This is a genomic window from Natrialba chahannaoensis JCM 10990 (assembly GCF_000337135.1).
In the GTDB taxonomy this organism is placed as follows: domain Archaea; phylum Halobacteriota; class Halobacteria; order Halobacteriales; family Natrialbaceae; genus Natrialba; species Natrialba chahannaoensis.
In genome coordinates, this window is the sequence record NZ_AOIN01000008.1 from 265485 (window position 1) to 283050 (window position 17566).

General features: G+C 60.6%; 17 protein-coding genes. 4 read left to right on the top strand and 13 right to left on the bottom strand.

What is annotated here, in order from left to right; translation table 11 throughout:
- Positions 1 to 14 precede the first annotated feature (14 nt).
- Together C482_RS01225 and C482_RS01230 are read right to left on the bottom strand one after the other, a co-directional pair.
- Complete coding sequence (locus C482_RS01225; RefSeq protein WP_006165522.1) at positions 15 to 548, bottom strand: DUF7529 family protein; 534 nt, start codon at positions 546 to 548, stop codon at positions 15 to 17.
- 104 nt (positions 549 to 652) lie between these two features.
- Positions 653 to 1465: a lipoate--protein ligase family protein gene (locus C482_RS01230; protein ID WP_006165523.1), complete on the bottom strand. Its 813-nt coding sequence runs from the start codon at positions 1463 to 1465 to the stop codon at positions 653 to 655.
- A gap of 58 nt (positions 1466 to 1523) precedes the next feature.
- Here C482_RS01230 and C482_RS01235 point away from each other — a divergent pair, with 58 nt between their 5' ends.
- Complete coding sequence (locus C482_RS01235; RefSeq protein ID WP_006165524.1) at positions 1524 to 2429, top strand: hypothetical protein; 906 nt, start codon at positions 1524 to 1526, stop codon at positions 2427 to 2429.
- Between the two features lie 32 nt (positions 2430 to 2461).
- On the opposite strand, the gene C482_RS01240 is transcribed toward C482_RS01235, so the two are convergent.
- Positions 2462 to 3967: a serpin family protein gene (locus tag C482_RS01240; RefSeq protein WP_049896367.1), complete on the bottom strand. Its 1506-nt coding sequence runs from the start codon at positions 3965 to 3967 to the stop codon at positions 2462 to 2464.
- A gap of 287 nt (positions 3968 to 4254) precedes the next feature.
- Between C482_RS01240 and C482_RS01245 the strand changes: the two genes are divergently transcribed.
- Positions 4255 to 4749, top strand: a complete 495-nt coding sequence (locus C482_RS01245; protein WP_006165526.1) for a PaaI family thioesterase — start codon at positions 4255 to 4257, stop codon at positions 4747 to 4749.
- A 128-nt stretch (positions 4750 to 4877) separates the two neighbouring features.
- On the opposite strand, the gene C482_RS22590 is transcribed toward C482_RS01245, so the two are convergent.
- Together C482_RS22590 and C482_RS21685 are read right to left on the bottom strand one after the other, a co-directional pair.
- Complete coding sequence (locus C482_RS22590) at positions 4878 to 5003, bottom strand: hypothetical protein (RefSeq protein WP_006165527.1); 126 nt, start codon at positions 5001 to 5003, stop codon at positions 4878 to 4880.
- Between the two features lie 153 nt (positions 5004 to 5156).
- Positions 5157 to 5330, bottom strand: a complete 174-nt coding sequence (locus tag C482_RS21685) for a hypothetical protein (RefSeq protein WP_006165528.1) — start codon at positions 5328 to 5330, stop codon at positions 5157 to 5159.
- Positions 5331 to 5682: 352 nt separating this feature from the next.
- Here C482_RS21685 and C482_RS01250 point away from each other — a divergent pair, with 352 nt between their 5' ends.
- Entirely contained in the window at positions 5683 to 6396 is a 714-nt protein-coding gene (locus C482_RS01250; protein ID WP_006165529.1) for a YqjF family protein, read from the top strand.
- Positions 6397 to 6483: 87 nt separating this feature from the next.
- Positions 6484 to 7923: a sugar porter family MFS transporter gene (locus tag C482_RS01255; protein ID WP_006165530.1), complete on the top strand. Its 1440-nt coding sequence runs from the start codon at positions 6484 to 6486 to the stop codon at positions 7921 to 7923.
- A gap of 225 nt (positions 7924 to 8148) precedes the next feature.
- Here the strand turns inward: C482_RS01255 and C482_RS01260 are convergent, their stop codons facing one another.
- The 8 genes from C482_RS01260 to rio1 all read right to left on the bottom strand — a co-directional run bounded on the left by C482_RS01260 (position 8149) and on the right by rio1 (position 17401).
- Complete coding sequence (locus C482_RS01260) at positions 8149 to 9201, bottom strand: alanine dehydrogenase (protein ID WP_006165531.1); 1053 nt, start codon at positions 9199 to 9201, stop codon at positions 8149 to 8151.
- A 296-nt stretch (positions 9202 to 9497) separates the two neighbouring features.
- A complete protein-coding gene (gene thsA / locus C482_RS01265; protein WP_006165532.1) occupies positions 9498 to 11156 on the bottom strand; it encodes a thermosome subunit alpha in 1659 nt (552 codons plus the stop codon).
- A gap of 355 nt (positions 11157 to 11511) precedes the next feature.
- Positions 11512 to 11871: a hypothetical protein gene (locus C482_RS01270; RefSeq protein WP_152421944.1), complete on the bottom strand. Its 360-nt coding sequence runs from the start codon at positions 11869 to 11871 to the stop codon at positions 11512 to 11514.
- 69 nt (positions 11872 to 11940) lie between these two features.
- On the bottom strand, positions 11941 to 12837 hold the full coding sequence (locus C482_RS01275) for a hypothetical protein (protein ID WP_049896369.1): 897 nt from the start codon (positions 12835 to 12837) through the stop codon (positions 11941 to 11943).
- A gap of 302 nt (positions 12838 to 13139) precedes the next feature.
- The gene (locus tag C482_RS01280) at positions 13140 to 13697 is read right to left on the bottom strand and encodes a KH domain-containing protein (RefSeq protein WP_006165534.1); all 558 of its coding nucleotides are present in this window, start codon (positions 13695 to 13697) and stop codon (positions 13140 to 13142) included.
- 300 nt (positions 13698 to 13997) lie between these two features.
- Entirely contained in the window at positions 13998 to 15311 is a 1314-nt protein-coding gene (locus tag C482_RS01285) for a tryptophan--tRNA ligase (RefSeq protein WP_006165535.1), read from the bottom strand.
- Positions 15312 to 15565: 254 nt separating this feature from the next.
- Entirely contained in the window at positions 15566 to 16438 is an 873-nt protein-coding gene (locus C482_RS01290) for a hypothetical protein (protein WP_006165536.1), read from the bottom strand.
- Between the two features lie 87 nt (positions 16439 to 16525).
- On the bottom strand, positions 16526 to 17401 hold the full coding sequence (rio1, locus tag C482_RS01295; RefSeq protein ID WP_006165537.1) for a serine/threonine-protein kinase Rio1: 876 nt from the start codon (positions 17399 to 17401) through the stop codon (positions 16526 to 16528).
- Positions 17402 to 17566 lie beyond the last annotated feature (165 nt).

A 17566-nucleotide genomic window follows, 5' to 3' on the forward strand; every position in this document is an offset into this window, starting at 1 on the left:
GTCAGTTCCAGTCGTCACTCACTCGGTGAGAACTCCCACGACTGCACGTCTGATTTCGAGAGGAACAGTGACGGATCGTCGTGAGAAAACGTCACCCACGGGTCCGTCTCGTCCGAATTGATCGCCCGAACGTGGATCAACAACTCCTCCTCGAGAAGCGCCGTCTCGAAAACGGGTTTCGCTTCGGGGAGGGAGTAGGTCACCGGAACGAAGACGGCGATCGAGTTGTCCACGTCTCGTTCGACAGCGAGTGCGAAACGATGGGTGTCGTCGTGAGTGGTGTCATCCTCGTCGACCGGCAGATAGTACACTTCCGCGTCGCCAAACGTCGTCTCCGAATCCGCGACGTGTGCTTCGACCTGCTCGAACGTCTCTCGGCCGACGCCAACGTCGAGACCGAAACGCTCCTCGTCCTCGCCCGGCGAAACGGACGCCGGCTCGAGGACGATCGATTCCCAGCCGTCGTCCTCGTACTCCGCGGCGATGGCGTTCGCGTCGGCGAGCAGTTCCGTCCATCGGTCGTCGGTCGTCGGTCCATCGTCGCTCATCGCGAACCCTCCACGGCACGACCACCGTGCCGTCGGTCTGTCGCTATATCGGTCTGCATACTCGTGACCGACGGACCGGAGCCCGAAAACAGTACCTCTCGCTCTCAGAACGGTGTGTCATCTGGCGCATCGATTTCAGGTTGCTGTGCCGCTGGACCGCCGTTCGACTGGCTGCTATCAGTCGGACCCCAGTCGACCTCGACCGGCACAGACTCGACGGTGACGGTCTCCGAGTCGACATCGCCGATAAGTGCCTCCTCGAACCGCGCGCGGACCACAGCCGGATGTGGCTCGCCACCAGCCGCCGCAATGGACCCAACTGAGTCGGGATCGAACGCAAGCCCGAGCGCGCCGTAGACCGACTCGAGTACCGGTCCGATCTCCTCTCGGTTGCCGACGAGGACGATTCCTGCCGTGAGGGCTGCATCCTGGCGAACACGCTGGGCAAGGCCGACGAGTTTGCCAAGCGTCGGATTCCCGCCATCGGCGGTAAGCCTGGCAGACACCGAGTGCGAGCCAGGGCAAAATGCGTCGGCCGGCTCGCCGCGCTCGCCATCAACGCCCAGTTCGGAGAGTGCCCGCTCCGTTGCTTCCGTAACACGTTCGTAGCGTGCGTCGGTCCCGCGCCGGAAGTCCGCGACCGGGTCTGCGCGCGCAAGGGCGAGCGTCGTCTCGCCGTCGTAGGCGACCGCACGGCCGCCAACCGATCGCTCGATCGGCGCGAACCCGTGCTCACGTGCAGCCTCGTAGGCCACGTCGTATCCCTCTTGCCTGCGATCACGCCGGCCAAAAGCAACCTGTCGATGGGGCCGCCAGACACGAACCGCGGGTTCGCCAGCGGCGGCGAACTCGAGTAGCGACTCGCTTGCCCGCCGGTCAGCATCGATCGTGTCGGCGCGGCCGCGAAGCACTCGCATACCACGGGGTTCGTGTCGACGCACCTAAACGCTCTCGCTGCGAGTCGTCGGTACGGTTGTGATCGATGTGACGGGGACAGATACGGTAACGCTCTCGAAGACAGTACTGAGTCAGTACGCCCGCTTCTCGCTGTACAACTCGCCGTACCCAGCCCACGACGCTGGGTGTGCGATCGACCTCTATCCCGGGACGCTGCGCGACGGCCGGACGACCGCCGCGCCGAGCCCCGTCGCTGGCACCGTCCGCGAGACGCGCACGGTCCGCGCACCGCCAAAACCGTACGCGCCAGAACACGATCACCTCATCCTGATCGACTGCGACGGCCCCGGTGACTGTGCAGGGCTGACGGCCAGAATCCTCCACGTCGACCCCGCCGTCGAGGCCGGCGACCGCGTCGAACCGGGAGAGTCACTGGGCAACCTCGTCCGCGCCGGCTTCTTCGCCCCGTGGGTCGACAACCACCTCCACGTCGGCTTTCGAACGCCGGCACAGAACCCGTATCGTGCGTCGGGGTCGGTTTCGATCGAACTCGCAGAGGCCGTCCGTCCCCGCCCACTCGCGTGGGACGGCACGGGAACCGTCGTCGCGACCGGCGAAACGTACGCCGTCCTCGACGCGCCCACGCACCCGAATCCGGGCGAGGAATTCGTCGGTGTCGGAGTCGACGACAACGACACGAGCGGCGTCCTCGACGGCGGGCTCCCGCATTACGACGGCGGCGGTGTGTACTCGAGTACCCGGCTCCCGTCGCAGGTCTCGTTGAACGGGGACGAACTCGGCTCGGTCGCGGACGACGGCCGGTCGATCACGTGGGACGATGTGGTCGTCACGGCGAACGGCGACCCGATTACGGGGCTCTCGCTGTTCTGTGCACGAGATGCGGATTTCGGTGCGAAACTGATCTGCCCGAAGCGGCCGTTTGAGGATGGCGAGCAGGTACAGGTCCGCGTTCGAGGGCAATAGCGGGATACCGGTGACGGAGCCGACTCGTTGAGTCAGTCGTCGAACGTCTCGCCGTTGATAACCCGACCCAGAAACAGCGGTGTCTCGGTCGGCTGGTCACGGATGTAGAAGAGGAACGGCCGATCGATCGTCAGGTCAACCTGTTCTGGCGGAGCCGCGGTCGGCATCATGACAGCCGTCGCCGCGGCGGCTTCGGTTCCCTCCTCGTCCACCTCGACGAAGCTCTGGTGGACGATATCGCCGATGAACAGGTCACTCGTCTCGCCGTCGACCATCCCGCTGAAATCTGCGCTGGTGAACGCCCGCCGCATCCCCAGTTCCTGCATGATCGAGACGAGACTGACCTTCGACTCGATACCGAACTTCGGCATCGCGAGGTCGACCTGCGGATACGAGGCATCGTCGAGCATCGCCGCGAGCACGTCCACCGAGAACGACTCCTCGAAGGATTCGAACTCGCCTGCTGCGGGGAGGATAATGACCATGCTCGTCTCCTCGTTGGCGTAGGGGAGTTCGACGAGCTGGTGGCCATCGTGCTCAGCGTAGCGCAATTCCTGCGTCTGATGCATCATCTCGACCTCGGTCTCGGCACCAGCGAGCCCGGTGAACGTCTCCGGCTCGTTCGCCGGGTCAAAGTCGTGCTTCCAGGCCGCAAGGAAGTAGACCGCGTTCGTCAGCACGAGCCGCGTCGAGGCGTCGACCGAGCCAGCAGGCAGGAGGTCCTCGATCCGATCGTTCGTCTGTGTTTCGACCCAGGCGTTGATCTCTTCTCGCGCCTCGTCGGGACTCCCGGTGAAGTCGACAAGGTGCTCGCCAGCCCCATAGTAGGCCTCGAGCAGATCGAAATACGCGTCGTCGAACGAATGGTCGTCGGCCGCCCAGACGGCGTTGGCACTCGAGAGCTGGAAGCCCAGCTCATCCTCGCTCTCATCCTCGTCTTCGTCCTCGGTAGCATCGTCATCATCTCCAACCGAATCACCCCGCGGCTGGTCGACTTCCTCCCCGTCTTCGTTTCGCCGATCGAACTCGGTCTCGAGTGCACCGAAGGCTGCGTGGAGCGTCGCGTCATCGGATCCGGTTGCTGTCGACCAGTCGTCGGCACTTCCCGGCAGCTCGTATCGCAGTGCCTCACGCATCTCGGCAGCCGTCTCACCACGCGCACCGGCGTAGGTCATCGCCAGCGCCACGGAGACGCTGTACGGGGAGAAAAAGAGGTTCTCATCGGGTTGGTCCGACCGGAGCTGGGTGAGAAGGTCGAGCGAGAACGCGACGTTACTGCGGATCTGCTCTGCGAGCAGGTCCGTCTCGAGTTCGGGATCAGTGACGAACTCGAGTTCGGGGAAGTCGTCGTCAAGAGTGAGTTCGACTGGGCCCTCGTCTTCGTCGTCTTCGTCGTCTTCGTTGTCGGTTTCGTCCACGTCGTTCTCGGTCCACACTGGGTCGCCACCCGTCTCCGCACAGCCCGCAATCCCGGCGAGAAAGGCACCGGAAAGGGCGAGCATCGTTCGCCTGTCAGTCGTCCCGGAGATTGGTTGCATACGACGACCAACGGCTAGCGGTTTCAAGTTTGTTTGGCATGGTGAAACACCGGTTTGAGCTTGCGTTATTCGCCTGCGGTGCGCTCGCGGTGGCGTTCACGTGTTCCTGGTAGGCGTCGTCCTCCCGTACTGTTCCCGGTAGGATTCGAAGACGAGTACTGCCTCACGTTTGTCGGGGTCTCCCCACTGTTCAGAACGCTCAGTGACCCCCGAATCCCAGCAAACGTCCAACAACTGAGAACCACAAAAGCACAGCTATCAAGACAATTGGTGTCAGACCACAGAGTATGACCGAAGAAACCCTCGATATCGCCAGCGACGGTGGCTACGACGACATCGCACAGTTCCTCCAGAGCTATATCGACGAGTATCAGGACTTCCTCTCGTGGATCGGCACCAGCGTCGACGACGTCGGTCCCGGCACGATGACCATGTCGATTCCCTACGACCAGAAGCTCACGAATGTCCGCCCGGCCACCGACACCGATCGACGCCCCGACATCCACGGCGGCATCGCCGCCACACTGATCGACACCGTCGGCGGTCTCGCGCTTCGGACCGAACTCGAGAACCCCGTCGACGCGTCGATCGCGACGATCAACCTGAACGTGAACTACCTGCGCCCGGCGACGGGTGATCTGACGGCGACAGCGAACGTGATCCGCGTCGGTGGAACCGTCGGCGTCAGCGAGGTAACGGTCGAAAGCACGACGCCGGACGGCGAGACGAAGGAGGTTGCGACTGGACAGGGTTCTTACCGGGTGTTCCGGCGCGAGGACTGAGACGGTCTGTTGGTGGTCTGTACTGGTGATCGCTCGGCTAGGAAAGCGATCAGCAGTAAAACGTGAACAACGATACCGGTGAGGTCAAGGTCGAGTGCAACCGGCTCTGAGACGGGTGTGATGCCAGTTTACGTCTCGTTCCGACCGGCTCGCGACCGAAACCGGAGTCGACCGTGGAGGTAACAGCCGATCGCACAGACGAGCACAAAGTAGCCGTAGATCGCCGTTTCGACGTAGACGGGGACCGGTTCCATCACGATAGCGTGGGTACTCGTGTGGGATAGATCTGGACCTGAACTGCTTGCGGCTTTATTAACGATGCTAAGGCGCAGGCTAGAGTGACAACAGAACCCAGTCAAGTCACACACTATTCGTGTCGCAACCGTGCGAGTGCTATGCAGTGCCGGTCAGTGGGCACCGTAGTTCTGGCGTACCATCCAGAACCGAACACCCAGATAGACCATGACAATGCCGAACGTGACGGCGTACAGCATCGCTCCGTTCGTCGCCGCGGCTACCAGCGCGCCAGCGTTGAGGAGAATACCGAAGACGTACATCGCCTGCAGTCGTCGTCCGGTCATCGACCGCTCCCCCATCGATTACTCATACTCACGGCTTTGGCTGGGGCGACTAAAACTCCGTCTTTGTCGGTTCGCACCTCACCCGTCCCACCAGCCTGACCTCGTTCCACCGCATCGACAGTCGTTTCACATTCGGTTATGCTCATATCACTCTGCCCGATAGCGAACCTCCACCGGTTTTGACAGGCAGCTATCTGTTTTATGTCGCTGTCCGCTGTACGGGTGAGACGGATATCGGTCTCTACCGGTCGTCAAACAGTGACAACAGACATGACAGACGGACGGACGGACGGACCAGCGTCAGTGGCGATTCACCGACGGCCAGCGACCGCGAGCACCGCACATCGCTTCAATGACGTGGCGACACGGGTTGTTCGCGAACTGGCCGGTCGACCCCGACCAGCTCCAGTCACATGTCCCAGGACCCCTTGAATTCGAAACCTGGGACGGCGACGCCTGGCTCAGCATCCTCCCGTTCGTGCTCACGAACGTCGGCATTCGTGGCTCGCCTTCCGCGACCAGAATCGCGTTCCCAGAACTCAACGTCCGAACCTACGTCACCCACCGCGGTGATCCGGGACTCTACTTCCTCAGCGTCGACCTCGACAAGCGACTGCTCACAAACGCTATCGGCCGACTGACCCGCCTTCCAGTGTTTACCGCCAGCATGTCCGTCAGCGGCACCGAGGACGGCATCACGTTCTCGAGTCGCCGCTCGGATACGCTGGCTACCGGCGCTGGAGAGAACGAAACCGACGACGAACCCGCCTGGTTCGCCGCAACCTACCGCCCGAACGGACCAGTCACCACGGCAGCACCGGGGACACTCGAGTACTGGCTGACTGAACGCAGGCGGTTCTATGCGCCGGCGAAGGGGCCCGGGCGTGGGAATGTACTTACGGCGGAGATTGCACACGATCCGTGGCCGTTACAGCCAGCGGACGCGACGATTATGGCGAACACGCTGTTCGACCGGCTCGGATTGACGGAGCCGTCCGGCGAACCGGTCTGCTATTATTGCGACGAACTCGAGATGACGGGATCGATTCCGCGGCGTGTGCGGTAGCTCACTCGCTCGTGTCGCTCAACGAACTCGATTTTTCGGATATCGATAGATTGTTACTACTATTGGAGACAATTATTATAATCGACGATGGCAGACACAGCCACAGGAGCGGTCCCCGCACGTCGGAACTCGTTCGTGTACGTTGTCGCGGCGCTGGCTGCGCTCAACGGCCTCCTCTTCGGATTCGACACGGGCGTGATCTCCGGTGCGATGCTCTACATTCAGGAAACGTTCGATCTGACAACACTGTTCGGCCAGTCGATCCACCCGTCATACGTCGAGGGGATCATCGTCAGCGGGGCGATGGTCGGCGCAATTATTGGCGCTGCACTCGGCGGCCGCCTTGCGGATCGGCTCGGACGACGGCGACTCATTCTGGTCGGTGCCGTCGTCTTCTTCGTCGGCTCGCTCATCATGGCGGTCGCACCGACGGTAGAGATACTCATCCTCGGCCGTGTACTCGACGGTGTTGGAATCGGCTTCGCCTCCGTCGTTGGTCCGCTGTACATCTCTGAGATCGCGCCGCCGAAAATCCGCGGCTCGCTCGTTTCCCTCAACCAACTCACCATTACGAGTGGTATCCTCATCGCCTATCTCGTCAACTTCGCGTTCTCGAGCGGCGGCGACTGGCGCTGGATGCTCGGTCTCGGGATGGTCCCTGCAACGGTCCTCTTCGTCGGTATGCTCTTCATGCCTGAGAGCCCGCGCTGGCTCTACGAACAGGGACGAAAGGCAGACGCACGTGAAGTACTTTCACGAACCCGCGTCGACGACCGCGTCGAGGACGAACTGCGCGAGATCACCGACACGATCCAGACCGAATCCGGCACCCTCCGCGATCTGTTGCAACAGTGGGTCCGCCCGATGCTTGTCATCGGGATCGGACTCGCCATCTTTCAGCAGGTCACCGGCATCAACACGGTCATGTACTACGCGCCGATGATACTCGAATCGACTGGCTTTGAGGACACGGCATCGATTCTCGCCACCGTCGGTATCGGTGCCGTCAACGTTGTGATGACCGTTGTCGCGGTGGTGTTGATCGATCGCACCGGACGCCGGCCGCTGTTAATTGTGGGGCTGGCCGGCATGACGGTCATGCTCGCAATTCTCGGGACTGTCTTCTACCTCCCCGGTCTCTCGGGCTGGCTCGGGTGGCTCGCGACTGGCAGTCTGATGCTGTACGTGGCGTTCTTCGCCATCGGCCTCGGGCCGGTATTCTGGCTACTGATCTCCGAGATTTACCCGATGGAGGTGCGTGGAACTGCGATGGGTGTCGTGACGGTGATCAACTGGGCAGCGAATCTGCTCGTCTCGCTCACGTTCCTCCGCTTCGTCGACGTGCTCGGCGAGTCGGGCACCTTCTGGCTGTACGGTGTGCTCGCGCTTGGGGCCCTGCTGTTCTGTTACCGGCTGGTTCCCGAGACGAAGGGGCGCTCGCTCGAGGAGATTGAGGCAGACCTTCGCGAAACGTCGTTGGGGACAACGACGGGCGATCAGTCTGATACAGTTCGCGCTGATGACTGACGGCTGGCAGTCGGATTCGACAGGACAAAACGGGACAGAACAGAAAGGATAGCAGGACGGAGGAGTCACGGGTCCCGTTCAGGAGTGACGCGAACCGTACAGTAACCGATCACGGTCAGGTCACCCGTGGAACCCACACTGTTTTCGTTAGAAAGAGATCAACGGCGGCCAGAATCGAGGCCGGAAAACCGAGTCGGGACCACAATTGCGCTGCGTCGAGAACACTCACTGGACAGTCGTGTCGATCAAGCCAAACGGTGTGCCGTTGTCGCGGTCGCGGGCGTTCTCGTAGACGACGTGGGCGGCAGCAACATCCTGGATCGCGAGCCCGGTTGAGTCGAATACAGTCACACCCGTCTCATCGGTTCGACCGTCTTTTGCACCGACGACGAGTTCACCAATTTCGCCGTAGATGTCTGCATCAGTTAGCGTTCCCTCGTGGTACGGGACGTTGATCTCGCCCGAGTGGGTGCACTGCTCATGGTCGTCGATGACGATGGTCGCCGCCTGCAGGAGGTCGTCGGCGAGTTCGTGCTTGCCTTCAGCGTCGGCACCGATGGCGTTGATGTGCGTCTGGTCACCGACATCCTCGGGTGTGACGACGGGGTCGCGTACAGGCGTAACTGTGGAGAGGATGTCGCAGTGACCGGCCTCCGAAATCGAGCCGGCGCGGACATCGAACTCGTCGTCGTAGGTGTCGATGAACCGCTGGGTGCGCGCGTCGTCGAGGTCCGAGACGATGACCTCCTCGATGGGACGGATCTCGCTGATTGCATCGAGTTGGGTATAGGACTGGACACCAGCGCCAACAAGTCCGAGACTCGTTGCGTCTGGGACGGCGAGGTAGTCCGTTGCGACGGCTGCTGCCGCGCCAGTTCGTTTCATCGTTAGCGCCGTCCCGTCCATGATCGCGAGCGGGGCGGCGGTTTCGGGGTCGGAGTAGATCATCGTCCCCAGCACGGTCGGCAGGTCGTGCTCGGCGGGGTTGTCCGGGTGGACGTTGACCCACTTGAGGCCTGCCGCGTCCCAGTCACCACCAGCGTCAGAACCGCCCTGCGATCCTGACTGACTCGAGGGCGCGTCGCTTCCTCGAACCTTGAGGTAGGCCGGCATCGACCGGAAGTCACCGTTGTACTGCGGGAGGTCGATGTAGGACTTGGCTGGCATCTGTGTATTGCCGCGTTCGAACGCGCCGAAGGCCTGTTCGACCGCCTCGATGATGGCACTCATCTGGGCGTTCTCCTCGACGTCGTCGCTGTTGAGAAGGAGTGTCTGCATAGAGGCAAATATTGCTCGGAGACACCTTAAGTCGTTCTCCGGGCAGGAGAGTCAAGTAACAGTATTGTTGTCACTACAGTGGTATCGAGCGCAAACGGCAAAATGGGCCGTCACAAGTGTTCTCGGAGACGATCCGAGACGACAGTACTGTTCGGGTAGTGGGATGTGGGGGGTTGTAAATCCGGTTTGCTCGCGGATTACTCGTTCCCCGCACCGTTCACGAGGTTCTTACTCGCTTACTCACGGCGCGAAACGCCGTTCGCATGGACGCGATTTTCACTCAGTTCAAACCGCGCTTACATCATGCCGCCCATGCCGCCACCCATACCGCCCATGCCGCCCATGCCACCGCCGCCTGGTGGCATGTCCTCGCCGTCGTCATCGTCGGCAACCGCGAGGTCGCCGGCCGCGATGACGTCGTCGATGCGAAGCAGCATGACTGCGGCTTCGGTTGCGGACTCGATCGCCTGCGTCTTTACGCGCAGTGGCTCATAGACGCCTTCCTCGGCCATATCGATCGTGTCGCCGGTGAACGCGTCGAGACCTGCGGCCTCGTTGCCACCGTCGTGGTCGGCGCGAAGCTCGACGAGGGAGTCGATGGGGTCGAGACCCGCGTTCTCTGCCAGCGTGCGCGGGATGACCTCAAGTGCGTCCGCGAAGGCTTCGACAGCGAGCTGCTCACGGCCGCCGACGGAGTCGGCGTAGTCACGCAGTGCGAGCGAGAGCTCGACTTCCGGTGCGCCGCCGCCGGCGAGCACCTTGCCGTCCTGGAGCGTCGTCCGAACGACGCCAAGGGAGTCCTCGATTGCGCGGTCGACTTCGTCGATGACGTGCTCGGTGCCACCGCGGAGGATCATCGTGACGGCCTTCGCGTCGTCGACGTCCTCGACGAAGATGCGCTGGTCGCCTGCGATGTCCTTCTGGGCAACGCTGCCGGCGAAGCCGAGGTCGTCCTCGCTGAGGTCCTCGACCGAGGAGACCGGCGTTGCGCCAGTTGCGCGGGCCAGCTGGGACTGGTCGCTGGACTTGACGCGGCGGACGGCGATGATGCCTTCCTGGGCGAGGTAGTGCTGGGCCATGTCGTCGATGCCGCCGTCGACGAAGACAACGTCGGCACCGGCGTCGGCGACCTGCTCGGCCATCTCCTTGAGCTGCTGTTCTTCCTGTTCGAGGAACTGCTCGAGCTGGTCCGGGTCGGTAACGTTGACCTCAGCGTCGATCTCGGTCTCCTTGATCTCGAGGTCGCCGTCGACGATCGCGACAGAGGCATCCTCGGCGAAGTACGGCATGTTGTCCGAGACGCGCTCCTTGTCGACGATAACGCCCTCGACGAGTTCGGAGTTCTCGATCGAACCGCCGACGACCTTCTCGACCTTGATGTTGTCCGTGTCGATGGTGTCCTCGTCAGCGACGGCCTGAACGGCGTCGACGACGAGACCCGACAGGAGATCTCGAGCGCTCTCTGCGCCCTTGCCAGTCATCGCGGTGGCGGCGATCTGGTGGAGGATTTCGTCGTCGTCCTCGTCGACCTCGATCGCGATCTCTTCGAGTGCGCTCGTGGCTTCCTCGGCAGCCTGGCGGTATCCCTGTGCGAGCGTGGTTGCGTGGATGTCCTGCTCGAGGAGATCCTCTGCCTGACTGAGGAGTTCACCGGAGACGACGACGGCGCTCGTGGTGCCGTCGCCGACCTCGTCCTCCTGGGTCTCGGCGACTTCGACGATCATGTCGGCCGCCGGGTGGTCGATCTCCATCTCCGAGAGGAGTGTGACGCCGTCGTTCGTGACGATGACGTTGCCCGAGGAGTCGACGAGCATCTTGTCCATCCCCTTCGGGCCAAGGGTCGTCCGAACGGACTCGGCGACTGCCTTACCGGCCTGTACGTTCATCGACTGCGCGTCTTTCCCAGAGGTTCGCTGGCTGTCCTCCGAGAGAACGATGAGGGGCTGGTTGCCCATCTGCTGTTGAGCCATAGTCACCTGAAGGATTGATTGCTATTCTATATAAGTGTTTTGATATAGTTCAGTATTAGTCCGGCAAAACGGCAACAGCAACCCCCTCTACTAAGTTATTCGCAACCTTTTATACTACGATAGCTCTTCCGTAGGAGATTGTTGATCCAGCCTTTCGTTGCGGACCGCATTCAGTAACTGGCCGTCAGAACTGCTGAGTCATGCGTTCTCGATCCGCTTGACTCACTACGGAATCGCAAGACGGCTCTCCATCAACAATGTGCTACACAAGAACGTATACTACGATTGGAGAGGAAGTAGTGATCAGAGATATCACTCATATACAGGCTAGAGATTTGCTTCACTCCTCATATCGCATCCCATCCCTAGTCGTGTAGGATATCGTGATCTTTGTCAGCCCGGGGTTCTGTGTTTCTTGTAATTTTTTAGAAATATCAATACTGCCTGAATCCTCGTCGTTGACTACGTATTCTACTGTTTTTGCCTCAGCCGGAAAGGACTCGGTACGGAATCCCTTTCCAGGCTTGATCCGTGGGTGGCCCTTATACAGGATACAGTCTTTAGCCCCTCGAACGATAAGTTCAATCGACACCGGTTCTCGAGTGAGATTATTAACGATCAGGACTTCCTCATCCTCATGATCGGTATTAATTACCCATTCTGAGCAACCCGGTAGCAAGACACCAATCCCGACGAACACGAGTTGAAGAATCTGTCTCCGTCTATGATAGGACATATATCATTAACCCTATATAATAAGGCTAAAAGATTACATTACTTCTTTGGCTTTAATATGAAAGGTTTTACCCTCCGGAGTATGTTGTAGTGTTTCGGACTCCTCGTACTCATTCTGCTTAAATGTGATTGATGCTGGATATGACACTGCCACGTCCGGTTCTGTCCCTTTCCACGCATATTCGTATATTCCACGAACGGATGTCTCAGGTCTGAAATCAACGTCCTTCTCAAGAAAAACTCCAGCGACGACCATCTGACTCCAGTCCGTTTCATCGTTTCCAGTCTTCCCGGAATCGATCGATGCCTGATATCCATCAACGAGAATACCGAGTCCCGATCCGGTCCAGCTTCCTTCGTCAAACTCGGTGTAGTCATCAGTCACAACGGATCTATGAACCTCTCGATGGTCTCGTATCTCTAATCTCTTGGCTGCGGAACTGTTTTCCCACGTGAGACCGAGTGTGTCTACCGGATCTTCCGGTCCTGCATAGATATCCCGTGGAGGGTACGATGGATCGTCTGCATACCCGTATCTAAACCGAATGTAATACGAATAATGGAATTCTTCTCCTCGTGGATTATAGGTCAGAGAAAACTGGACGTTAATATCAGCATCACAGTCAAGTGGATCGACACAAATCGGTGGTTCGTGCGCTGGTTGTGCCCGGTCTTCTTCCGAGGCGTTTTTTTGGACTGCAAACTGATGGTCCTTTTCTATGTGATTGATGCCAACTCTGTCTAGATACTTCTGACGCTCCTCCAGCCCTTCTTGTTTTGCGATCTGTTGGGCCTGAATCATCTGCTTCGTAAACTTCTCACTGGGATCGTCACGTTCACGAGCAACAACTGTTCCTGCAGCACCGAATCCGGCTGTTATTGCCCCGGCTGTCGCCAGCACTTTTCGTCGGGAGAGATCGTTTTTCTCCATTACGATTTACTATTGCCTGCAATTAATATTGAATGGATGTTAACGTTATCTGCTTCGTTCAATAGGCATAATATATATATATATATATATATATGGTTTAGAATAAGACGGTCCATATTTAGTTATAGCGACCAGTATATGTAGATAGACCATGAATGGGCTCACAGTTACCAATACATCACCGGTTTGAAAACCGACCCTAGTGAATCAAATCCCTCTATAAGACCGTACTACAGGACTGGATGGAGGAGAACAATTCCCTTTACTGAACACACGTAGTTCTGCAAGAATATAAGCGGCGGTCAGTCCTGACCGCCGGGGAACCGGTGGTACTCCATCCCCTGGTGTTTCATCTCGTTGTGTTTCTCCTCGAGGAACGAGTAGACTGTTCCGTGTGGAGCCCCATCGAGGAGCATCTCTGCGGCAGTTCGTGCGGCCTCGACCTCCGGCGGCGTCCCGATGAGCCCCAGCGTCGAACCGTAGATAACGACCGACGCACCCGAGAGCTCTTCCATAAGTTCACGGGTCCGGCCACCCTCACCGATGAGTCGGCCCTTCTGTCGCTTCATGTCGTTCTTGTTCCGTGATGCGGCGTCGATATCGACGACATCGAACAGCATCATGTCGTCTTCGAGCAACTGGAGGGCATCTTCCGGCGGGAACCCGCGTCCGATTGCACGGACGATTTCGGGACCCTTCAGCCCGAGAACGGGGTCGCCAACCGTTTCGATGGCAACCGAGCCGTTCTCCGAGTCGATATCCAATCGCACTTCGGCCGCCGCCTCGATCTCACGCATCGTCTCGCCTCCCTCACCGATGAGAACTCCAATCCGGTCCTGCGGAATCTTCACGTGCTGCATACACCCGGCTACTTGCTGCGTGAGGTTAAGGCCTTGGTCCATCGTCGACGTTCGGGACCACTGCCCACACCCCGACAACCGGCCCAGTATGGAGAACCAGTGAGCCACTAAGCCGTTCGGGGTGACCAGCACCGGTTCAGCCATCGCAAGAAGATCGAAAACAGCATCGTCGATCACGAGACGCTATGCACTGCAACTGATGTCAGTACGGATGGTGAGCTGTCAGGGTTCGGCCTCAGAACCGCAGTCCCAGCGCTATTCGAGCACCGCCCCCGCAGTACCGCAGCCGAACAGCCCTCGCTACTCGAGTACCCGCGGGACGCCAGCCCGTTCCAGTGCCCGCCGGCGCTCGTCGGCCGTGAGTCGGTAGGACTCGAGTTCGTCCGAAATTGCCCCCAGCGCGTTGCGCCGACGCTGGTGGGCCGCCAGGAAGTCGGTGATACGCTCGATTGCGAGTTCCTTCAACTCGCCGCTGAGCAGGTCGCCCGCACGGTAGGCGTCGGCGATGGACTCGAGTGTCGCGTCGTCCTTCTCGAAGAAGAATCGCAGGTACTGGAAGGGCACGTCGACCGTTGGATCGCCGCCGTGTTCGCGGTGCTTCTCGAGCGTGGCCCGGCCGCCGGTGTAGGCATGGGTGTGGATCGTCTCGGCGACGGTGTCGGAATCAGCCGTCAACTCGATTGACGGCGCGTCGCCGGAGGAACTCATCTTTCCCGGCCCCGCCAGACTCGGGAGGAAGCGCCCGAGCAGCGCACCGGGTTTGTCGACGGGCAGCGCCTCCTTCGCGGCCACGTCACGACAGACGCGAACGTGCGGGTCCTGATCGATGGCGATGGGGACAATCGTGGGCTGTCGCCCGTCGACGAGCTGCGGAAGCAGGAGGTGCGTTGCCTGCACGGCAGGGTAGAACTGCAGGCCGACAGTGTCCTGCTCGCCGTAGACGGCCTCGACGGTGGCCGGCGTAAGGTGTTTCGCCAGGCGAACGGCAATCGGATAGACCACGTCCGCGTCGGCGGTGTCGACCACGATCCGGGTGCGTTCGGGGTCGAAGCCGACCGCGAGAACGTCCCGGAGGTTTTCGCGAGTGTGCTCACCGATGGACGCGAACGACTGTTCTTTCGCGAGGAACTTCTCGTCGTCTGAGAGCGGGATGTAGACGGTTGCACCCGTTGCCTGCTGGAAGCGCTTCGCGAGGTACAGCGGCAGGATGTGGCCGAGGTGCATCGGTCCCGATGGCCCCCTGCCGGTGACGACGGCGTGTGGCTGGCCGCTGTTGGCGGCGGCGAGGTAGTCCTCGAGATCCCGACCCGCGTAGAACGTCCGCCGACGCAGTAGTGGGTGGTCGGGAAAGCGCTCGATCTGGTCGTCGGTGAGCGGGTCAGCACCGAAGCGCTCGAGTAGCTTGTCGTAGTCGACCTCACCAGTGACGGCGTAGGGCGTGACCGTAAAGTCGTCAGTGGGTGCGTTCTGGTCGGATGCTGCGTCTGGTTCTGCGTCGGCGGGCGGGTCACTGTCGGTGCTGGTTGTCGCGTCGGTTGGCTCGCTATCAGTACTGGCTGTGGTATCGGTCGGTTCGCTATCGGTCTGCTCTCTCTGATCGGGTGGTGTTGGCATGTATTGCGTCGTGACTGTCTCGCAGGTGCTCGTCAGCAATCTGTACGAAACGAAAAACGGAGGGAGCACCCGCCACCGCGACCGCGGGTTAGGCCGCGTCGGCCGCGATAGCGACACTGTCCGCTCTCGAGAACGGCTGCCAGCGCCAGCGCCACTGCCACTCGAGAGCGGTCGCCATCACCACCCAGTAGCCACCCGGGCTACCTAACAGTTTCTCCGCTCCCGATCACGGTCAGACGATTCAGGGAGTTCGATCACGACCAGCACTCGAGTCGCCGCCACCCGCCGTCGGGAACCGAGAGCGGTTCATCGGAGCGGGTGTCGTCGGTCCACTCACCAGGATCGTGTTCGATTCGGTAGACAGCGTCGGCCGTGAGGAAGTAACCGGCGAACCACTGGCCGTGGCTCTCCCAGACGGCCGCGTCGTTGTCGGCGTAGAGTAGCTTGTCGTCGTGTTCGGTCTCGATCAGGAAATTATCGAGGTACTCGCCGGCCTCGGTGAGTGCCTCGAGCGAGTCGGCGTCCGTGATCGACCGAGACTCACCGGTATCGGCGACGTGGTCGATTGCGTCGAGCAACGGCTCGGAGGTGGCGATCGGGTCCGCTGTCGTGGAGACGCGTTCGAGGTCGGACGAATCTTCGGATTCGGTGTCGTCTTTGTCGCTGTCCGCAGCAGACTCGTCGTCCTCGAACGGCCGAATCGTTATGCCCCCATCCCAGCCGCGGCCGCTGAAGCTGATGGATGCATCGACTCGTGCCCGGTTGACCCCGTCTTCGTCCTCGTCCGTGACGCGCACCGCCTCGATGGAGACGGCCCCGCTGCGTGTCGCGTTGTCTGGTGCCGAGGCAGCGATCCAGTCCGATTCGAACGCGTCGACGAACGATTCGGCCGTCTCACGCGAGAGTTCCGTCGGCGGGTCGACGTCGGTCGCGGGACAATGGGCACTCGGTGCGTTTCGGGGTGGGTCTGGAAGGGGTTCTTTGGAGCCGACGGTCTCGCCGTTGTCGTTGTCGTCACCATCTCCGTCACCGGTCTCGTCACCATTGCCGTCACCACCGTCACTGGTGAAACAGCCAGCGACCGCGGTAGTGAGTCCAGCAGCAGCCAGCAGGCGGCGTCGGTGCATACGAACACGCACACAGGGAGAAGACAAGTAGCTTCAGCAAGGTGAAACGTCTCTTTGAGGCAATTTGAGGGAACCGTCGGCTCCAGCTTAGTCTCGAGACGGATCCGGCTCCGGATCGGTGACGAACTCGAGTAACTCCTCGGAATCGGTGTCGAGTCCCTGCCGAGAGAAGAAGTTCGCGACGTTCTCACAGTCGCGTTCTAAGAAGTCGCGGCTGTTGGGATGGTGGACGGTGACGGCCTGTCCGAGGTCGATGACGACGAGTTGGCCCTCGTGGAAGACGACGTTGTATTCGCTCAGGTCGCCGTGGATGAGGCCAGCCGCGTAGAGGCGACGCATGTACTCGCGCATGACCTCGTAGGCGGTCTGGGGGTTCTCGATGTGGACCTCGCCAAGACGCTTTGCGCGGCCGTCCTCGTTGCCGATGTACTCCATGACGAGGACGTTTCGTTCGGTGGCGATCGGTTCGGGAACGCGAACGCCCGCCTTCTCGGCTCGCATGAGGTTCGCGTACTCCTTTTTCGTCCAGGCGAGGACGACGTCCTTCTTCTTGCCACCCAGGCCCTCGAAGCGTGGGTCGCCCTCGAGATAGTCGCGCATGTGCCGGAAGTTCGAGGCGTTGATCCGGTAGATCTTGACCGCGACCTCGCGCTCGTCGCCGAGCGCGTGATAGACGTTCGCCTCCTTGCCCGTCGAGAGCGGGCCGCCGAAGGCCTCGACGTAGCCATCCTGGACGAGTTTGTAGAGCGCGGCGAAGGTCGCGTCGTCGAACACCGACTGCTCGACCTTGAACTGATCCGCGTCCGTGATTCGCTCTTCGAACTGCTCGAACTCGCGGTCGCGCTTGCGGGCGATTCGGTCGGCCTCGGTGTCCGAAACGTCGATCTCCTCCCATTCGTCGCCAGGTGTGTCGGCCTCCTCGAGGTCGACCAAGCCGTACTCCGCGTCCGTTCCCTGTCCCATCTGTTCGCTTCTAAGACGTGGAGGTGGGTAAAGGACTGGGTATCCGTTGCCCGAGCGACGATTCTGATACGAACCACCCTACATACAGTAGCCCGATTGAATCGGTATGCCGGCCGCGTCTTTTTTCCCGTCGCAACGTAGAACCGGTATGAGCCAGTTCACTGG

What these genes read in the sequence shown, in the direction of transcription:
- C482_RS01230 (WP_006165523.1), bottom strand. Translation starts at nt 1,465, where the DNA reads ATGCGAGTGCTTCGCGGCCGCGCCGACACGATCGATGCTGACCGGCGG.
- C482_RS01260 (WP_006165531.1), bottom strand. Translation starts at nt 9,201, where the DNA reads ATGCAGACACTCCTTCTCAACAGCGACGACGTCGAGGAGAACGCCCAG.
- C482_RS01225 (WP_006165522.1), bottom strand. Translation starts at nt 548, where the DNA reads ATGAGCGACGATGGACCGACGACCGACGACCGATGGACGGAACTGCTC.
- C482_RS22590 (WP_006165527.1), bottom strand. Translation starts at nt 5,003, where the DNA reads ATGGAACCGGTCCCCGTCTACGTCGAAACGGCGATCTACGGCTACTTT.
- C482_RS01245 (WP_006165526.1), top strand. Translation starts at nt 4,255, where the DNA reads ATGACCGAAGAAACCCTCGATATCGCCAGCGACGGTGGCTACGACGAC.
- C482_RS01290 (WP_006165536.1), bottom strand. Translation starts at nt 16,438, where the DNA reads ATGCACCGACGCCGCCTGCTGGCTGCTGCTGGACTCACTACCGCGGTC.
- C482_RS01255 (WP_006165530.1), top strand. Translation starts at nt 6,484, where the DNA reads ATGGCAGACACAGCCACAGGAGCGGTCCCCGCACGTCGGAACTCGTTC.
- C482_RS01275 (WP_049896369.1), bottom strand. Translation starts at nt 12,837, where the DNA reads ATGGAGAAAAACGATCTCTCCCGACGAAAAGTGCTGGCGACAGCCGGG.
- rio1 (WP_006165537.1), bottom strand. Translation starts at nt 17,401, where the DNA reads ATGGGACAGGGAACGGACGCGGAGTACGGCTTGGTCGACCTCGAGGAG.
- C482_RS01285 (WP_006165535.1), bottom strand. Translation starts at nt 15,311, where the DNA reads ATGCCAACACCACCCGATCAGAGAGAGCAGACCGATAGCGAACCGACC.
- C482_RS21685 (WP_006165528.1), bottom strand. Translation starts at nt 5,330, where the DNA reads ATGACCGGACGACGACTGCAGGCGATGTACGTCTTCGGTATTCTCCTC.
- thsA (WP_006165532.1), bottom strand. Translation starts at nt 11,156, where the DNA reads ATGGGCAACCAGCCCCTCATCGTTCTCTCGGAGGACAGCCAGCGAACC.
- C482_RS01280 (WP_006165534.1), bottom strand. Translation starts at nt 13,697, where the DNA reads ATGCAGCACGTGAAGATTCCGCAGGACCGGATTGGAGTTCTCATCGGT.
- C482_RS01240 (WP_049896367.1), bottom strand. Translation starts at nt 3,967, where the DNA reads ATGCAACCAATCTCCGGGACGACTGACAGGCGAACGATGCTCGCCCTT.
- C482_RS01250 (WP_006165529.1), top strand. Translation starts at nt 5,683, where the DNA reads ATGACGTGGCGACACGGGTTGTTCGCGAACTGGCCGGTCGACCCCGAC.